This window comes from Lysobacter oculi (genome assembly GCF_003293695.1).
GTDB lineage: Bacteria > Pseudomonadota > Gammaproteobacteria > Xanthomonadales > Xanthomonadaceae > Solilutibacter > Solilutibacter oculi.
Genome location: NZ_CP029556.1, coordinates 2484600 through 2497997, shown reverse-complemented (window position 1 = coordinate 2497997; position 13398 = coordinate 2484600). Strand labels below are relative to the sequence as shown.

11 protein-coding genes and 1 pseudogene are annotated in these 13398 nt (G+C 62.9%); 9 read left to right on the top strand and 3 right to left on the bottom strand.

Annotated features, from left to right (window positions below):
• Positions 1 to 239: 239 nt before the first annotated feature.
• Positions 240 to 1148 carry an NAD(P)/FAD-dependent oxidoreductase gene (locus DCD74_RS11955; RefSeq protein WP_112927493.1) on the top strand — a complete coding sequence of 303 codons (909 nt, stop codon included), beginning with the start codon at positions 240 to 242 and terminating at the stop codon, positions 1146 to 1148.
• A gap of 230 nt (positions 1149 to 1378) precedes the next feature.
• Here DCD74_RS11955 and DCD74_RS11950 read toward each other — a convergent pair whose 3' ends face one another.
• Positions 1379 to 4012: an excinuclease ABC subunit UvrA gene (locus tag DCD74_RS11950; RefSeq protein ID WP_112927492.1), complete on the bottom strand. Its 2634-nt coding sequence runs from the start codon at positions 4010 to 4012 to the stop codon at positions 1379 to 1381.
• A 241-nt stretch (positions 4013 to 4253) separates the two neighbouring features.
• Between DCD74_RS11950 and DCD74_RS11945 the strand changes: the two genes are divergently transcribed.
• Positions 4254 to 4556 carry a putative quinol monooxygenase gene (locus DCD74_RS11945; protein WP_112927842.1) on the top strand — a complete coding sequence of 101 codons (303 nt, stop codon included), beginning with the start codon at positions 4254 to 4256 and terminating at the stop codon, positions 4554 to 4556.
• 497 nt (positions 4557 to 5053) lie between these two features.
• On the opposite strand, the pseudogene DCD74_RS11940 reads toward DCD74_RS11945, so the two are convergent.
• Positions 5054 to 6488 (bottom strand): annotated as a pseudogene (locus tag DCD74_RS11940) (IS1182 family transposase).
• Between the two features lie 30 nt (positions 6489 to 6518).
• Here DCD74_RS11940 and DCD74_RS13125 point away from each other — a divergent pair.
• The 3 genes from DCD74_RS13125 (at position 6519) to DCD74_RS13255 (ending at position 8260) form a co-directional block, all read left to right on the top strand.
• Positions 6519 to 7514, top strand: coding sequence for an OST-HTH/LOTUS domain-containing protein (locus DCD74_RS13125; protein WP_335645459.1), 996 nt, complete (start codon positions 6519 to 6521; stop codon positions 7512 to 7514).
• A gap of 122 nt (positions 7515 to 7636) precedes the next feature.
• A complete protein-coding gene (locus tag DCD74_RS13260) occupies positions 7637 to 7861 on the top strand; it encodes a hypothetical protein (protein WP_455430926.1) in 225 nt (74 codons plus the stop codon).
• On the top strand, positions 7862 to 8260 hold the full coding sequence (locus DCD74_RS13255; RefSeq protein WP_455430925.1) for a tyrosine-type recombinase/integrase: 399 nt from the start codon (positions 7862 to 7864) through the stop codon (positions 8258 to 8260).
• A 159-nt stretch (positions 8261 to 8419) separates the two neighbouring features.
• Here the strand turns inward: DCD74_RS13255 and DCD74_RS11925 are convergent, their stop codons facing one another.
• Positions 8420 to 9703, bottom strand: coding sequence for a hypothetical protein (locus DCD74_RS11925; RefSeq protein WP_237049618.1), 1284 nt, complete (start codon positions 9701 to 9703; stop codon positions 8420 to 8422).
• 132 nt (positions 9704 to 9835) lie between these two features.
• Between DCD74_RS11925 and DCD74_RS13030 the strand changes: the two genes are divergently transcribed.
• From DCD74_RS13030 to DCD74_RS11910, 4 genes are all read left to right on the top strand, one after another.
• Positions 9836 to 10096, top strand: coding sequence for a hypothetical protein (locus tag DCD74_RS13030; protein WP_237049617.1), 261 nt, complete (start codon positions 9836 to 9838; stop codon positions 10094 to 10096).
• The gene (locus DCD74_RS13230; protein ID WP_407072242.1) at positions 9981 to 10274 is read left to right on the top strand and encodes a CopL family metal-binding regulatory protein; all 294 of its coding nucleotides are present in this window, start codon (positions 9981 to 9983) and stop codon (positions 10272 to 10274) included. The genes DCD74_RS13030 and DCD74_RS13230 overlap by 116 nt, the downstream gene beginning before the upstream one ends.
• Before the next feature lie 101 nt (positions 10275 to 10375).
• Positions 10376 to 12253: a copper resistance system multicopper oxidase gene (locus DCD74_RS11915; protein ID WP_217424261.1), complete on the top strand. Its 1878-nt coding sequence runs from the start codon at positions 10376 to 10378 to the stop codon at positions 12251 to 12253.
• 5 nt (positions 12254 to 12258) lie between these two features.
• A complete protein-coding gene (locus DCD74_RS11910; RefSeq protein ID WP_237049616.1) occupies positions 12259 to 13389 on the top strand; it encodes a copper resistance protein B in 1131 nt (376 codons plus the stop codon).
• Positions 13390 to 13398 lie beyond the last annotated feature (9 nt).

The following is a 13398-nucleotide window of genomic DNA, read 5'->3' as shown; positions in this document are numbered from 1 at the left end:
CCCCACCCGACCGGTGGAGAAATTCCACGAGGCGTTGAGAGCGCTCAGAATCAGACCGTCCCATCGTTTCACTCCGTCCCGCGCTCCAGAGGCCTCCGCGTGGCCGCGCGAGCATGGGCCACGGATCATCACTACCCTTCCGCCCGTGAAACCTGCGTCACCTTCGCCACGCCTCATGCTTAGGCAGCCTTTTCATGACACTGTAGAACCTGGCCATCCACCCTATTCAGCAGGACGCCATGACCGACCTCGACTGCATCATCATCGGCGGCGGGCCTGCGGGGCTGACCGCAGCCACCTACCTCCGCCGCTTGCATCGTCGCGTGGTCGTGTTCAACGACGGTCGGAGCCGGGCTCGCTGGATCCCCGAAAGCCACAACTGTCCCGGGTTTCCTTTAGGTGTGTCGGGCGATCAATTACTCAGCCGACTGAAGGTCCAAGCTGAAACCTATGGCGCAACGATTCAGCCCCAGCGCGTTGGCTCCTTACAAGCCACAACTGGCGGATGGCGCGTGGACACCCAATCCGGGCATTGGAGCGCGCCCACGGTGCTGCTGGCCACCGGCGTGGTGGATCGCCTGCCGGAGCTTTCGTCCGGCGACGCTGAAGAAGCATTGCGGAGCGGATTGCTGCGATCGTGTGCGCTCTGGGATGGCTATGAAGCGACGGATTGCCGGATAGCCGTGGTAGGGCCTCTTGCCAAAGCCACGGCCAACGCTCACTACCTCAGCACCTTCTCGGCAGACGTCACCGTCCTTCCGATATCGCAAGAGGGAACGCGGCCGTCCGACACTCCTTCCACGCAAGGAATCGCGATCCTTGCTCCACTAAAAAGCTTGGCCTGCATCGACGGGGGCTGGAAAGTCATCGATGCGAACGGCCACGTCCATTGGTTTGACTTGGTTTACGCAGCCATGGGAGCGCCAGCCCGGGGCGACTTGGCGAAACAGGCGGGTGCGATGGTGGACGCCGACGGCGCGGTGCTGACCAACGAGCACATGGAAACCACCCGTCCGGGACTCTACGCCATAGGCGACGTGGTAACTGATCTTAATCAGATTGCGGTTGCCTACGGTCATGCGGCCGTGGCCGCTAGCGCGATACACCGCGCTCTGCCCGAAGCACGCCGAAATCGATCGAAGCCATAGACCCAACATTCCACTCGAAGAACCTAGGCGTCGCGTCCTATCACTCCTTACTGCTGAGACGTGGCAAAGCTCGGAAGAGCAGGCTTTTGGGGCAGTGATCGCCCAACTTGCGAGCGGTTTTCGCTTGCGGCGCATCAAAGCCTGACGTCCGCTTTGGGTCGCTAACGGCCAAGAGCGGACGTAAGGCCGGGAGACCACCTTTGCCAGAGGGAAATCGAGCAGCGCCTCGGTCAGCGTGAGGACAGAGCGCGCTGCAGGTAAGGCGCTGTGGCCCCGACGCCCGCGCTCGCTACGTCCTGCGGCACCCCCTCGGCGACGATGCGACCACCCTTCTCCCCGGCGCCCGGGCCTACGTCGATCATCCAGTCGCTGTCGGCGACGACCCGCATGTCATGTTCGACGACGACCACGGTGTTGCCTGCGTCAACCAGTCCGTGCAATTGCACCATCAGCTTGTCCACGTCGAACGGGTGCAGTCCAGTGGTCGGCTCGTCGAGCACGTACAGCGAGTCGCCACGCTGGCTGCGCTGCAGCTCGGTGGCCAGCTTGATGCGCTGGGCCTCGCCTCCGGACAGTTCCGTCGCAGGCTGCCCGAGCCGCAGGTAACCCAGGCCAATGCCGTGCAGCAATGCCAGTGCACGGTGCACGGGCGCTTCGTCGGCGAAGAACGTCAGCGCCTCGTCCACCGTCATCGCCAGCACTTGGGCGATGTTGCGCCCGTTCCACTCGATTTCGAGGGTCTTTTCGTTGTAACGCTTGCCGTGGCAGGTAGGGCATGGCGCGTAGACGCTCGGCATGAAGAGCAGTTCGATGCTGACGAAGCCTTCGCCCTCGCAAGTGGGGCAACGCCCCTGCGCCACGTTGAAGGAAAAGCGACCCACGCCGTAGCGGCGCGCCTTCGCAGCGCGAGTGGTCGCGAACAGCTTGCGCACATGGTCGAACAGGCCGGTGTAGGTCGCCAGGTTGGACCGCGGCGTGCGGCCGATGGGCTTCTGGTCGACGTTGACCAGGCGGCGGATCGCGCCCACGCCCGCGCCCAGGCGGCCCGCGGTGCGCGTTATTGCGTCGGGCAGCGGCATGTCGTCGCTGCTTTCCTCCGCCGCCGGCTCGTGGCCGAGTTGCTCGCCCACGAGTTCCACCAGCGCCTGGCTGACCAGGCTGGACTTGCCCGAACCGGACACGCCAGTGACCGAAGTGAAGGCCCCCAGTGGGATCCGCACATCGAGGCCATGCAGGTTGTTGCGTTGGATGCCGATGAGCTCGAGCCAGCCTGACGGGCGTCGAGGCGTGCGCCGACGCGTCGGCACGGCGTCGAACAGATAGCGCCGCGTGTGCGACGCCTCGATGTCGCGCAACCCCAGGGGCGGCCCGCTGTAGAGCACGTGGCCACCATGCTGGCCTGCATCCGGCCCCACGTCGACAAGCCAGTCGGCGCGGCGCAGCGTCTCCAGGTCGTGCTCGACGACGAACAGGGTGTTGCCGGCCGCCTTGAGCTGGCCGAGCACCGCGTGCAGGGCTTCCGCATCTGCGGGATGCAGTCCTGCCGACGGCTCGTCCAGCACGTAGACCACGCCGAACAGATTGGAGCGCACCTGCGTGGCCAGGCGCAGCCGTTGCAGCTCGCCCGAGGAGAGCGTGGGCGTAGAACGGTCCAGCGCGAGGTAACCGAGGCCCAGCCCCTGCAACGACCCAATCCGCTCGATCAGGTCGCGAGCGATGCGTTGTGCGGCGATCCGCTTCTCCTCGGACAGGTTCGCGGTGCGCCGCACGTCCGTGCCGCCGGTATGCGGCAATCCGCCGGCGGCCACGCGACGGGCGATGTCCTTGCGTCCAGCGGCGCGGCTGCGCGTGGCTGTGGAAACGGGTGTGTCGAACCGGCCCTTCGCCGCGGGCGCGAGGAGTTCGGCGATGTCAGCGAGCGGCAAACGCGACAAGGTGCCGATATCCAGCCCGGCGAATGTGACCGACAGCGCTTCGCGCTTGAGGCGGCGACCGTCGCACGTCGCGCACGTGGTACCGGACATGAAGCGCGCGACACGCTTCTTCATCAGCGCGCTCTGCGTGTTGGCGAAGGTGTCCAGCACGTAGCGGCGCGCGCCGGTAAAGGTGCCCATGTAGCTGGGCTCGGCTTTGCGGCGCAGCGCCGCGCGCGTTTCCGCAGGCGTGAAACCCGCGTACACCGGAACCACTGGCTGCTCGTCGGTGTGCAGGATCCAGTCGCGGTCCTTCTTCGGGAGCTCGCGCCAGGGTTTGTCGACGTCATACCCCAACGTCACCAGGATGTCCCGCAGGTTTTGCCCATGCCAGGCCGGTGGCCACGCTGCGATCGCCCGGTCGCGGATGGACAGCGACGGGTCGGGGACCATCGCCTCGTCTTTTACGGTGTAAACGTAGCCCAGCCCGTGGCACGTAGGGCAAGCACCCTGGGGCGTGTTGGGCGAAAAGTCCTCCGCATACAGCATGGGTTGCCGGGGCGGATAGGTGCCGGCGCGCGAATACAGCATGCGCAGCAAGCTCGACAGCGTGGTGATGCTGCCCACGGTCGAGCGGACGTTCGGTGTACCGCGCTGCTGCTGCAGCGCGACTGCCGGCGGCATCCCGTCGATGGCGTCGACGTCGGGTACGCCCACCTGGTCGATCAGGCGCCGTGCATAGGGCGACAGCGATTCCAGGTAGCGCCGCTGCGTCTCAGCATAGAGCGTGCCAAACGCCAGCGAAGATTTGCCCGATCCCGAGATGCCGGAGAACACGACGAGTGCATCCCTCGGGAGGTCGACATCGACATCCTTGAGGTTGTGCTCGCGCGCGCCTCGCACGTGCACGAAGGCGTCGAACCCGACCGGCGACGAGGGCTGGTGTGGCATGGGTTCGCACTCCCTCAGATTCGTGACTATCGTAACCCTGCGTTCGCCGTCCCGGTGAAGGGGGCGTTGGGCCATCCTCATGCCATCGTAACACATCGCTCCACGGCAGCGACTAGATTGTCAGGCAGTAGCGGCCCACTGGCCCGGCGCGCCGCTCCATGGATTTCTTGGCTCCATCAATTCCCAGGCTTCCAGTAAGCAGATGGGGCGTCCTTACTCCAACACCAACAGGAGACAGCTCATGGTCAAGGTCGCGCTATTCGTTCGCCTCGAAGCGAAAATCGGCAAGGCGAAAGAAGTTGAAAGCTTTCTCCTGAGTGGTCTGCCACTCGTCATGGACGAGCCCGCCACGACCGTCTGGTTCGGAATTCGCCTCGGGCCAACAACCTTCGGAATTTTCGATGCCTTCCCCGACGATGCGGGCCGGGAGGCCCATCTCGCCGGCAAGGTTGCAGCGGCGTTGATGGCCAAGGCCGGGGAACTGTTCTCCGAGCCGCCGACCATCGAGAAAGTCGACGTGCTCGCGGCAAAGCTACCCAGCTAGGCAAGTTGGGCAAGCCGCGACTCGGAGCCGCCTTCGGGCGGCTTCGTTGTTTGCCCAACCAAGTCATTGCCATGCCCTCCCTTGTCCCTACGTTCGACATCCATCGCACGGCTCTGCAGCAACCAAGCCGTGCCTCGGCGATCACTGATCTCTTTGACAGTCGCCCCGCACGCGGGCTTATGTATCGACTTATGCGCGACCTGCGCCCGATGTCCACGATGCCTCCTGCATTTCCCTGGCCTTCAATCGTTGGCTTCGCCGAGGGCCAATGCCGAAGCCAGAGGCCTGGACGATTCCAGCCCGCTGTGGAACGGGACCTCGCCCAACGCGTTTCCACAGGGCGTGGCGCCGCGACTGTGACCCGCATGCTCGCAGGGATTGCCTAAGTTGTCGCTGCCCGCTTCGGACCGAGGCTGGGTAAAACTCGTCGAAGCGGCACTGCCGACGACGTTGCCAATAGTTCGAGCAACCAGCGCAGCGGCAAAAAGCCGCGACGCTCAGGCGGCGATGGCCAGCACCACGCCTTCGGTGCCCATGATCTTGATCATCCGCTTCATGTTGTAGGCCAGAACCGCCAAGCTGATTTCTGTTCGAAACCTCGGAAGCGTCTTCGTCAGCAACGTCGTGGTGCCTAGCCACGATTTGACCGTGCCGAAGACATGCTCCACCGTCTGCTTTCGCACCACTGCAGCTTGTGGCCTGGCATCCAGCAGCAGCTGCGTTCGTTCGAGCACATGTTCATGCTCCCAGCGGGTGATTCGTCTATAGCTAGCGGTCGTGCATTGCCCCCGCATCGGGCAGCGGGGGCAGGCTGAGGACCAATATTTACGCAGGGTCAGGCCCTTTTCTTCGGCCGTAAAGCGATGGATCGCTCTTTCGCTTCCTGGGCATTCGTACTCATCCGCGGCTTCGTCATAAACAAAGTCCCGCTTGTCGAAACGGCCTTCGGCCTTGCTGTTCGACGTGAGCGGCTTGGGCACCAATGGAATGACGCCTGTCTCCTCGCACGCCAGGATCTCTGGCGCATTGAAGTAGCCTCGATCTGCCAGTGCCGTCATGCGTTTGGTGCCAAGGGCTTCTCTTGCCTTCGTTGCCATGCGCGAGAGCTGTGCACGATCATGACCATCATTTACGACATCGTGGGCCACGATCAGGTGGTGCTCGGCATCAACAGCCGCCTGGACGTTGTAGCCCACCACACCAGTTCCACGGCCGCTCGTGGCCATCGAGCGTGCATCCGGATCCGTCAGTGATATCTGGCGATCTGGAGTGGCCTGAAGCTGCTTTTCGATGGCGTCGAGCTTCTCCATCTGCATGTGCAGCTTGGCGAGCTTGTCCTTCAGTTGCGGAACGCGTCCTTCTGGCAACAAGCTTGGATCACGATCCGCGCGGTCCATCTCGGCGAGCTAGCGCGCAACGCTGTTCTCCAATTGGTGCCGGCCTCCCTTGATCTTGCCAACAGTGAAGTTGCGGTCCCGGCTGTTCACGGCCTTGAGCTTGCTGCCATCGATCGCGACGATCGCGTGCGAGAAGACCTTCATGTTCCCGCAGAGGCTGACGAACCGGCCGCACACCGAGGTGATCGCGCTGCCGTTGTCCTTGCGGAAGCCGGCGATGGTCTTGAAGTCGGGTGCCAACCGGCCAGTCAACCATCAGTTCCAGGTTCCGTTGTGCCGCCCGCTCCAGGCGACGGCTGGACTGGATGCGGTTGAGGTATCCGTAGATGTAGATCTTGAGCAGCGCGGCGGGGAGATAAGCAGGCCTGCCACCGGCCACGCGATTGGCCGCCTCGAAGCCCAGTCCGCTCAGATCGAGTGCTTCCACGAAGGCATCAACCACCCGCACTGGGTTGTCATCGTGGACGAAGTCTTCCAGCCGATCAGGGAGCAGAAGCCCTTGGGAACGATCAACACTTTCCACGAATCGCTTCATGCAGAACACCCATCGACCGGTGCTCAGATCATGCCAGTGGAGGTGGAGTTTTTACACAGCCTCGGTCGGTATTTGCGTAGCAGAATGCCTGACCAGCACCTCTCCTTTCTCTCAAGCGCTATTGTTCACTGTCCAACATTTGCACTTTGGTTCGCGTTCCTTATGGCAGATATCGAACAATCAGACTTCGCAGTTCAGCAACGCGAAGTGCAACGCCTTCTGGGTCGATGCCTCTTGCGTTTGCAACAATACGAGCGGTTGCTCAAGTCAATGATCGCAGTACAACAGTTTTCTGGAACCTCCGAGTCACTCCCGCATGCCCTGGACGCCAGGAAGGCCGAGACTAGCGACAAGACATTAGGTGTTTTGATTGGTCGACTGATGGGCGACTACATCCTGAAAGAAGGCTTCGAACTGCCCGACGACACACCCGAGCAAACTAGCGAATCAATCCATTTCGGCTTCCGGATGCAGCTCAACCTGCCAGCCGAACGTCACGAGGCACTCAAGGCGGAACTGCGCGAGCTGGTGACACTACGAAATTCACTGGTGCACCATTTTGTCGACCTGCATGATCTCTGGACTTTAGATGGCTGTCTTCAAGCGCAAGACGCATTGAACCAATCGTACGCAGAGATCGACCGACACTTTGAACAATTGGTCACGTTCGCTGGCTACATGGATGAAGCAAGGAAAGCCACTGCGGACTTGATGCAATCGCCGCAGTTCCGGGACATGATCGTCAATGGAATAGGCCCCGACGGCGAGATCCATTGGCCCGTGGCGGGCATTGTCGGAGCATTGAGGGAAGCTTTCCAGGAACTGTCCATCGACGGCTGGGTGAATCTGGATGCTGCCGCGCGATGGGTTTCCGAACACCATCCTCAGCAAACGCCACAAAAGTACGGTTGTTCCCGCTGGCGTCACGTCATTCACGAGTCCGGACAGTTCGAATTGCGTCGCTTCACGCACAACGGGCAATTCGGAGCGTGGTATCGGGAACGGCCCCACGCGAGCGCCTGTTAAACAGGACCTCGACGGCACCTTTCAGGAGCTACCTGCTCGCTACGGACGACCGCTGCGGGTCGCATCACGCCATGCTTCTGCGCGTAGGAGAAGCCTGACCAACCCTTCATCAGGAGTTGGTCATGGCAATTCTTCACACATCTCAGCACCACGAGCCCTGGAATAAGGGCAAGCTGATCGGGCAGAAGGCACCGCTCAAGCTGAAAGACATCTGGGCTATTCGCATTCGCCTTCAGCTCGGCCACAAGGTCCGTGACCTCGCCCTCTTCAACCTCGCAATCGACTCCAAGCTCCGTGCCTGCGACTTGGTGAAGCTCCGGGTATCCGATGTCTCCCATGGCGGGTAGATGGCGGCGCGCGCCATGGTGATGCAACAAAAGACGGGGCGACCCGTCCAGTTCGAGATTACCCAATCGACTCGCGAGGCCGTGCAGGCTTGGATTACCCATGCTGAACTCAAGTCCTCGGATTTCCTGTTCACCAGCCGAGTCTCGGACTCACCTCACCTTTCGACGAGGCAGTACGCCCGGATTGTCCATCGCTGGGTTGAAGAAGCAGGCCTCGAATCGGGATCTTACGGAACACACACGATGCGCAGGACCAAAGCTTCGTTGATCTACCGCCGGACAGGAAACCTCAGGGCGGTCCAGCTATTGCTTGGGCACACGAAGCTAGAGAGCACCGTGCGTTACCTTGGCATCGAGGTCGATGACGCCCTAGAGATCGCGGAGCAGACGGATGTCTGAACCAATATGGCCGCTCCTCGACCTTAGATGGTCAAGGAGCGGCCAATAGCGGACTCAACGAAAGCGCTGTTCAAAGCCAGCGGAGAGAGACTTGACTGGTCCAATGGGACCTGGCCTGGCTCTGATTAACTGCGCACAAGATGAGCAACGCCGATTAATTCATTCTTCCAAGGCTGGTGTAGTCAGCACAGCCGCGAATCCGCCGTATTGCGTACGCATGTTGGTTGTCTGGCCCTGATAAAGCCTGGCAGCGAACAACAGCGTCCCCGATGCTGCTGCGAAGCAGCGTACGTCTGCCTTGAGTGAGGCACCGCCATGCACGATTCGCACACTTGGAGGTGCGAAGGCCTGAGCCACGTAGGGCGTAGAAGCCATCGTGTCCCAGACCCTTCTGGTCAACTTGGAGCCACGGTAGCTTCCGCGGCTGCCAAACCCGGTCGCCGGTTTAAAGAAGTATCCATCCCGGTCATCCCACAGCACGTCCCGGTTTTCGGAGGTGACCTCGACAGTGGTCGGAATCACTTGTGCGAGCCGCTGCGCCAACGCGGGGTCAACTCCCCAACTACCCAGCATATGAGCGTCGCCAAGCAGGATCAGGTTGCGCTTGTCTGCGAGTAGGGCGTGCGCCCTTGGGTGCGGAGTGAGCGCGATCGCGCGTGCCAGATAAGCGTGACGCAGGGGCTCAACCACTGGCTCGGCGAGCGCAAAGTCGGTCAGTCGGTTGTAGACGGCGTCGATCCGTCCATCCGCGTCTTCCAGTCCATTCGGCCCGAACATGAGGGCGTTGGGTGCGCGAATAACGCTGTCGACGCCCCGATCCTTGAATGCCGCGGCATAGAGCTCGAACTCCGGATACAGGAATTGTTCCTTGGGGGCGATATCCACGATAGCCACGCGTGTCGGCATCCGCCCCAACTGCGTACGGGCATCGTCCAGCCACGCCGCCACCGAGGCGTCACGCGCCCGTGCTCCGCTTGTCCAAGGCGCCCAGGCCGTCGGCGCGCAGGACTGAACGGCATCAACCAAGAGCGTATTGAGCAAGAGCCCGCCCGGATTGGTGTTGATTTCGATCAGCCGCGGGCCGGCAACGGTGAGATGGAAGTCCAGCCCCAGCACCCCACCACTTGAGCCGGGGTCATGCAGGGCAATGCTGGGTGCCCAGCGCAGTACGTGTTCGGCGTACTTCCGATTGCGCGCGATCTCGAACACGGCTTGCGCAACTGCACCCATGAGGTCCAGTGAAGTCCGATGCACAAACAGCGCATAGGGCGAGAACAGGTGCGCATGCAACCCCGGGTCCTGGGTCGTGGCCCCGGGAGCACTGATGCCTAATGATTCACGGACGTGGCCAACGTCCACCAAGGCACACGCGCAAAGCCGGTTCAGTTCCTCGGGATCCTTGGTATTGCAGATGACATCACAGGAGTCCGCTCCTTCCACCATTGGAGTCCCCCGTTGCATTCAAGGGCGAGCCGAGGCCCTGGGTGCTAGAAATGTTAGCGGCGGCGGGCGCGCCGGCAAGACCTTTCGAGCCTGTCCCACTCTAACGCTTCATTCACCAAGCAGGACAGCGCCGTGTCGTACCCTGTCACCATGCCGCGCACTGCCCTACGCCTGCTTTTGGCCTTTTGTCTGATCCTCAATGGGATCGGCAACGCCATGGCCGCAGTGGCAATGCCAGCCATGCTGGATGCGCCCGCGCATGTTGCCATGTCGATGGCTGAAGCTTCTCCGCAGCTCGCCAGCGCGTGCGACCACGCCACAGACAAACGGAGCAAGTCGCTCGGCACCGGTAGAGCTCCCCCCATCGGCAACCCAGCACCCTGCCGACTGTGACAGAGACTGCTGCGCGCAAGGCTCATGCACTTGCCCGTGCATGCAGATAGGGCAAGCGGCTCTTCTCGACTTGTCAGTGTTAACCGCAGTGCCGGGCAGCGCCGCAATGGCTACTACCTTGCCCGTCGGCCATGCCACACCTGCGCTGCTCAACTTCATTCGACCTCCCATCGGCTAAGTGACCTCAGGCGCTGCGGCGCCGTTTGCCTTGCATGAGCCTTTTTGCCATGCCGGAGCTGCCTTGTACTCAAGGCCGTCACTGAACCATGTGGAGTAGTCATGTCATTCAAATATCCCGGCGTGTCGCCGGGCATCGCCATGCCGTCGCGGCGGCGCTTCGTCCAGGGCTTGGCCGCGGGAGGTGCTGTCGCCGGCTTGGGCCTATGGCCACAGACGGGCTGGGCACAGCAGTCGCGGAAGATGCCGGTGCTGCGAGGAACCGAGCTCGACCTCAGCGTCGGCGAGACCCTGGTCAACTACACCGGGCAAACCCGCCCTGCCGTGACCATCAACGGCACGCTGCCCGGTCCGCTGCTGCGCTGGAAGGAAGGCACCACGGTTACCTTGCGCGTGCGCAACGACCTGCCGCGCGGATCCATCCATGGCCCGGACACGTCGATCCACTGGCATGGCCTCGTGCTGCCCGCGAACATGGACGGCGTGCCGGGGATGAGCTTCGATGGCATCCGCCCGGGCGAGAGCTACCTCTACCGCTTTGACGTCAAACAGGCCGGCACCTACTGGTACCACAGCCACTCCGGTTTCCAGGAACAGGGCGGCATGTACGGGCCGCTCGTGATCGACCCGGCCGGGCCGGACCCCATCGCCAGCGACCGAGATTTCGTGGTGATGCTGTCCGACTGGACCGACATGGATCCGGCGAAGTTGTTCGCGCGGCTCAAGAAGATGGCCAGCCACGACAACGTCTACCAGCGCACCGTCGGCGATTTCATGCGCGATGCCGAGCGCAAGGGCCTTCCTGCCACCGTGGCCGACCGCAAGATGTGGGGGCAGATGCGTATGACCCCCACGGACCTGTCCGACGTCAACGGGCAGACCTACACATACCTGCTCAACGGGACCACATCGCTAGGCAATTGGACCGGCGTGTTCGTCCCCGGTGACAAGGTGCGCCTGCGCTTGATCAATGGCTCGGCGATGACCTATTTCGATGTGCGCATCCCCGGACTGAAACTGACCGTGGTCGCCGCCGACGGCCAGCCGGTGCATCCGGTCACGGTGGATGAGCTTCGGATTGGTGCCGCAGAAACGTACGACGTCATCGTGCAGCCCGGCGGACAGGACGCCTACACCGTCTTCGCCCAGGACAGCGCGCGCACGGGATATGTCAGCGGCACCCTCGCTGTGCGCGAGGGTCTGCGCGCACCGATCCCCCCTCTGGATCCCCGCCCGATCATGAGCATGGCCGACATGGGCCATGGCGACATGCATGCGGGCCACGACATGGATGCGATGGCGTCCTCGCAACCCGCTGCCGCCGCGGCTCCGCATGCGGGTCACGCGATGCCGGGCACTCCGCCGCCGTCATCCCCCTCCGCAGATCCCCACGCAGGCCACGCCATGGCCACAGGCGCAGGCGCGATGGTCGGCATGGACCATGGCGCCGGTGGCATGCAAACGCACCCGGCAAGCGAGACCAACAACCCGCTGGTGGACATGCAGACCATGTCGCCCACGCCGAAGCTGGATGATCCCGGGATCGGCCTGCGCGACAACGGCCGTCGCGTGCTGACCTACGCAGACCTCAGGAGCACCTTCGCAGACCCGGACGGCCGCGAGCCGGGCCGCACGGTTGAGCTGCACCTGACCGGGCACATGGAGAAGTTCGCGTGGTCGTTCGACGGGCTCAAGTTCGCCCAGGCAGAACCACTGCGCATGACTTATGGCGAGCGCCTGCGCATCGTGCTGGTCAACGACACCATGATGAGCCACCCCATCCACCTGCACGGGATGTGGAGCGACGTGGAAGACGCCGACGGCAATTTCCAGGTGCGCAAGCACACCGTGGACATGCCGCCGGGAAGCAAGCGAAGTTATCGCGTGCGCGCCGATGCGCTGGGGCGCTGGGCCTACCACTGCCATCTGTTCTTCCACATGGAATCCGGCATGTTCCGGGAAGTGCGGGTGGAGGAATGAACGCCATGCGCCTGATTCTTCCGATTGGGATTGTCTTCGCGATCGCTGCGCCGTCACCGGCTCGCGCCCAGCACGAGGGGCATGCGATGACGCCCACGAAGCCAGCTGCCATGACCACCGAACAGAAGCCGCCTCCCGCGAAGCCTGCTGAAACACCGAGGCCACCTGCGGCCAAGGCCCCTGCCAAAGCAACGCAACCCGTTCGCAAGACCGCGACGCCGGAGGCAGCGCCTGCCGCAGTGGATCATTCCACGATGGACCATTCGAAAATGGAAGGAATGGGTCACTCGAAGATGGAGTCCCCCGTGATGACGGGCATGGACCATTCCAAGATGGAGGACATGGATCACTCGAAGATGGAGGGCATGGAGCACTCGAACATGGAAGGCATGGACCATTCGAAGATAGATCACGCGCCTTCCACGTCCGTCACGCCAATTCCGCTCGTAACCCAAGCCGACCGCGAGGCCGCTTTCCCCGCGGTGCACACGCACCACGAACACGGCACCAGCACCAACAGCTACTGGCTGCTGGACCGTCTGGAGGTTTCCGACGCCGATGACGGCACCGCGCTGGGATGGGAAGCATTGGGCTGGATCGGTGGCGACATCCAGCGTGTCTGGCTGCGCAGCGAGGGCGATTCCGTCGATGGCCGCATCGAACACGGCGATGTTGAAGTGCTGTATGGCCGCAGCGTGCGGGCGTGGTGGGACGTGTTGGCCGGGGTGCGTCAGGAAGTGGGCGAAGGCCCTTCGCGCACCTGGGCAGCGTTCGGTGTGCAGGGGCTGGCGCCTTACAAGTTCGAGGTGGCGGCCACCGCCTACATCGGCCAGGGCGGTCGCACGGCGCTGCGTGCGGAAGCCGAGTACGACACCTTGCTGACCAACCGCCTGATCCTGCAGTGGCGGGCGGAGGCAAATGCTCATGGCAAGGCAGATCCACTGGCGGGTATTGGCGCCGGTCTCTCGACAGTCGAGTTTGGTGCCCGACTGCGGTTCGAGGTCACACGTCAGTTCGCGCCCTACATCGGCCTCGAGCACGACCGCGCCTTTGGCGACACCGCCGACTTTCGTCGCAACGCGGGGCACGGCGCAGCGGACACACGCGTGGTGGCCGGCGTGCGCGTGTGGTTCTGACCCGCTCCC

Bases quoted from the DNA above. Each gene is read 5' to 3' on its own strand.
- DCD74_RS11955 (WP_112927493.1), top strand. From the start codon at position 240: ATGACCGACCTCGACTGCATCATCATCGGCGGCGGGCCTGCGGGGCTG.
- DCD74_RS11950 (WP_112927492.1), bottom strand. From the start codon at position 4,012: ATGCCACACCAGCCCTCGTCGCCGGTCGGGTTCGACGCCTTCGTGCAC.
- DCD74_RS11945 (WP_112927842.1), top strand. From the start codon at position 4,254: ATGGTCAAGGTCGCGCTATTCGTTCGCCTCGAAGCGAAAATCGGCAAG.
- DCD74_RS13125 (WP_335645459.1), top strand. From the start codon at position 6,519: ATGCCAGTGGAGGTGGAGTTTTTACACAGCCTCGGTCGGTATTTGCGT.
- DCD74_RS13260 (WP_455430926.1), top strand. From the start codon at position 7,637: ATGGCAATTCTTCACACATCTCAGCACCACGAGCCCTGGAATAAGGGC.
- DCD74_RS13255 (WP_455430925.1), top strand. From the start codon at position 7,862: ATGGCGGCGCGCGCCATGGTGATGCAACAAAAGACGGGGCGACCCGTC.
- DCD74_RS11925 (WP_237049618.1), bottom strand. From the start codon at position 9,703: ATGGTGGAAGGAGCGGACTCCTGTGATGTCATCTGCAATACCAAGGAT.
- DCD74_RS11915 (WP_217424261.1), top strand. From the start codon at position 10,376: ATGTCATTCAAATATCCCGGCGTGTCGCCGGGCATCGCCATGCCGTCG.
- DCD74_RS11910 (WP_237049616.1), top strand. From the start codon at position 12,259: ATGCGCCTGATTCTTCCGATTGGGATTGTCTTCGCGATCGCTGCGCCG.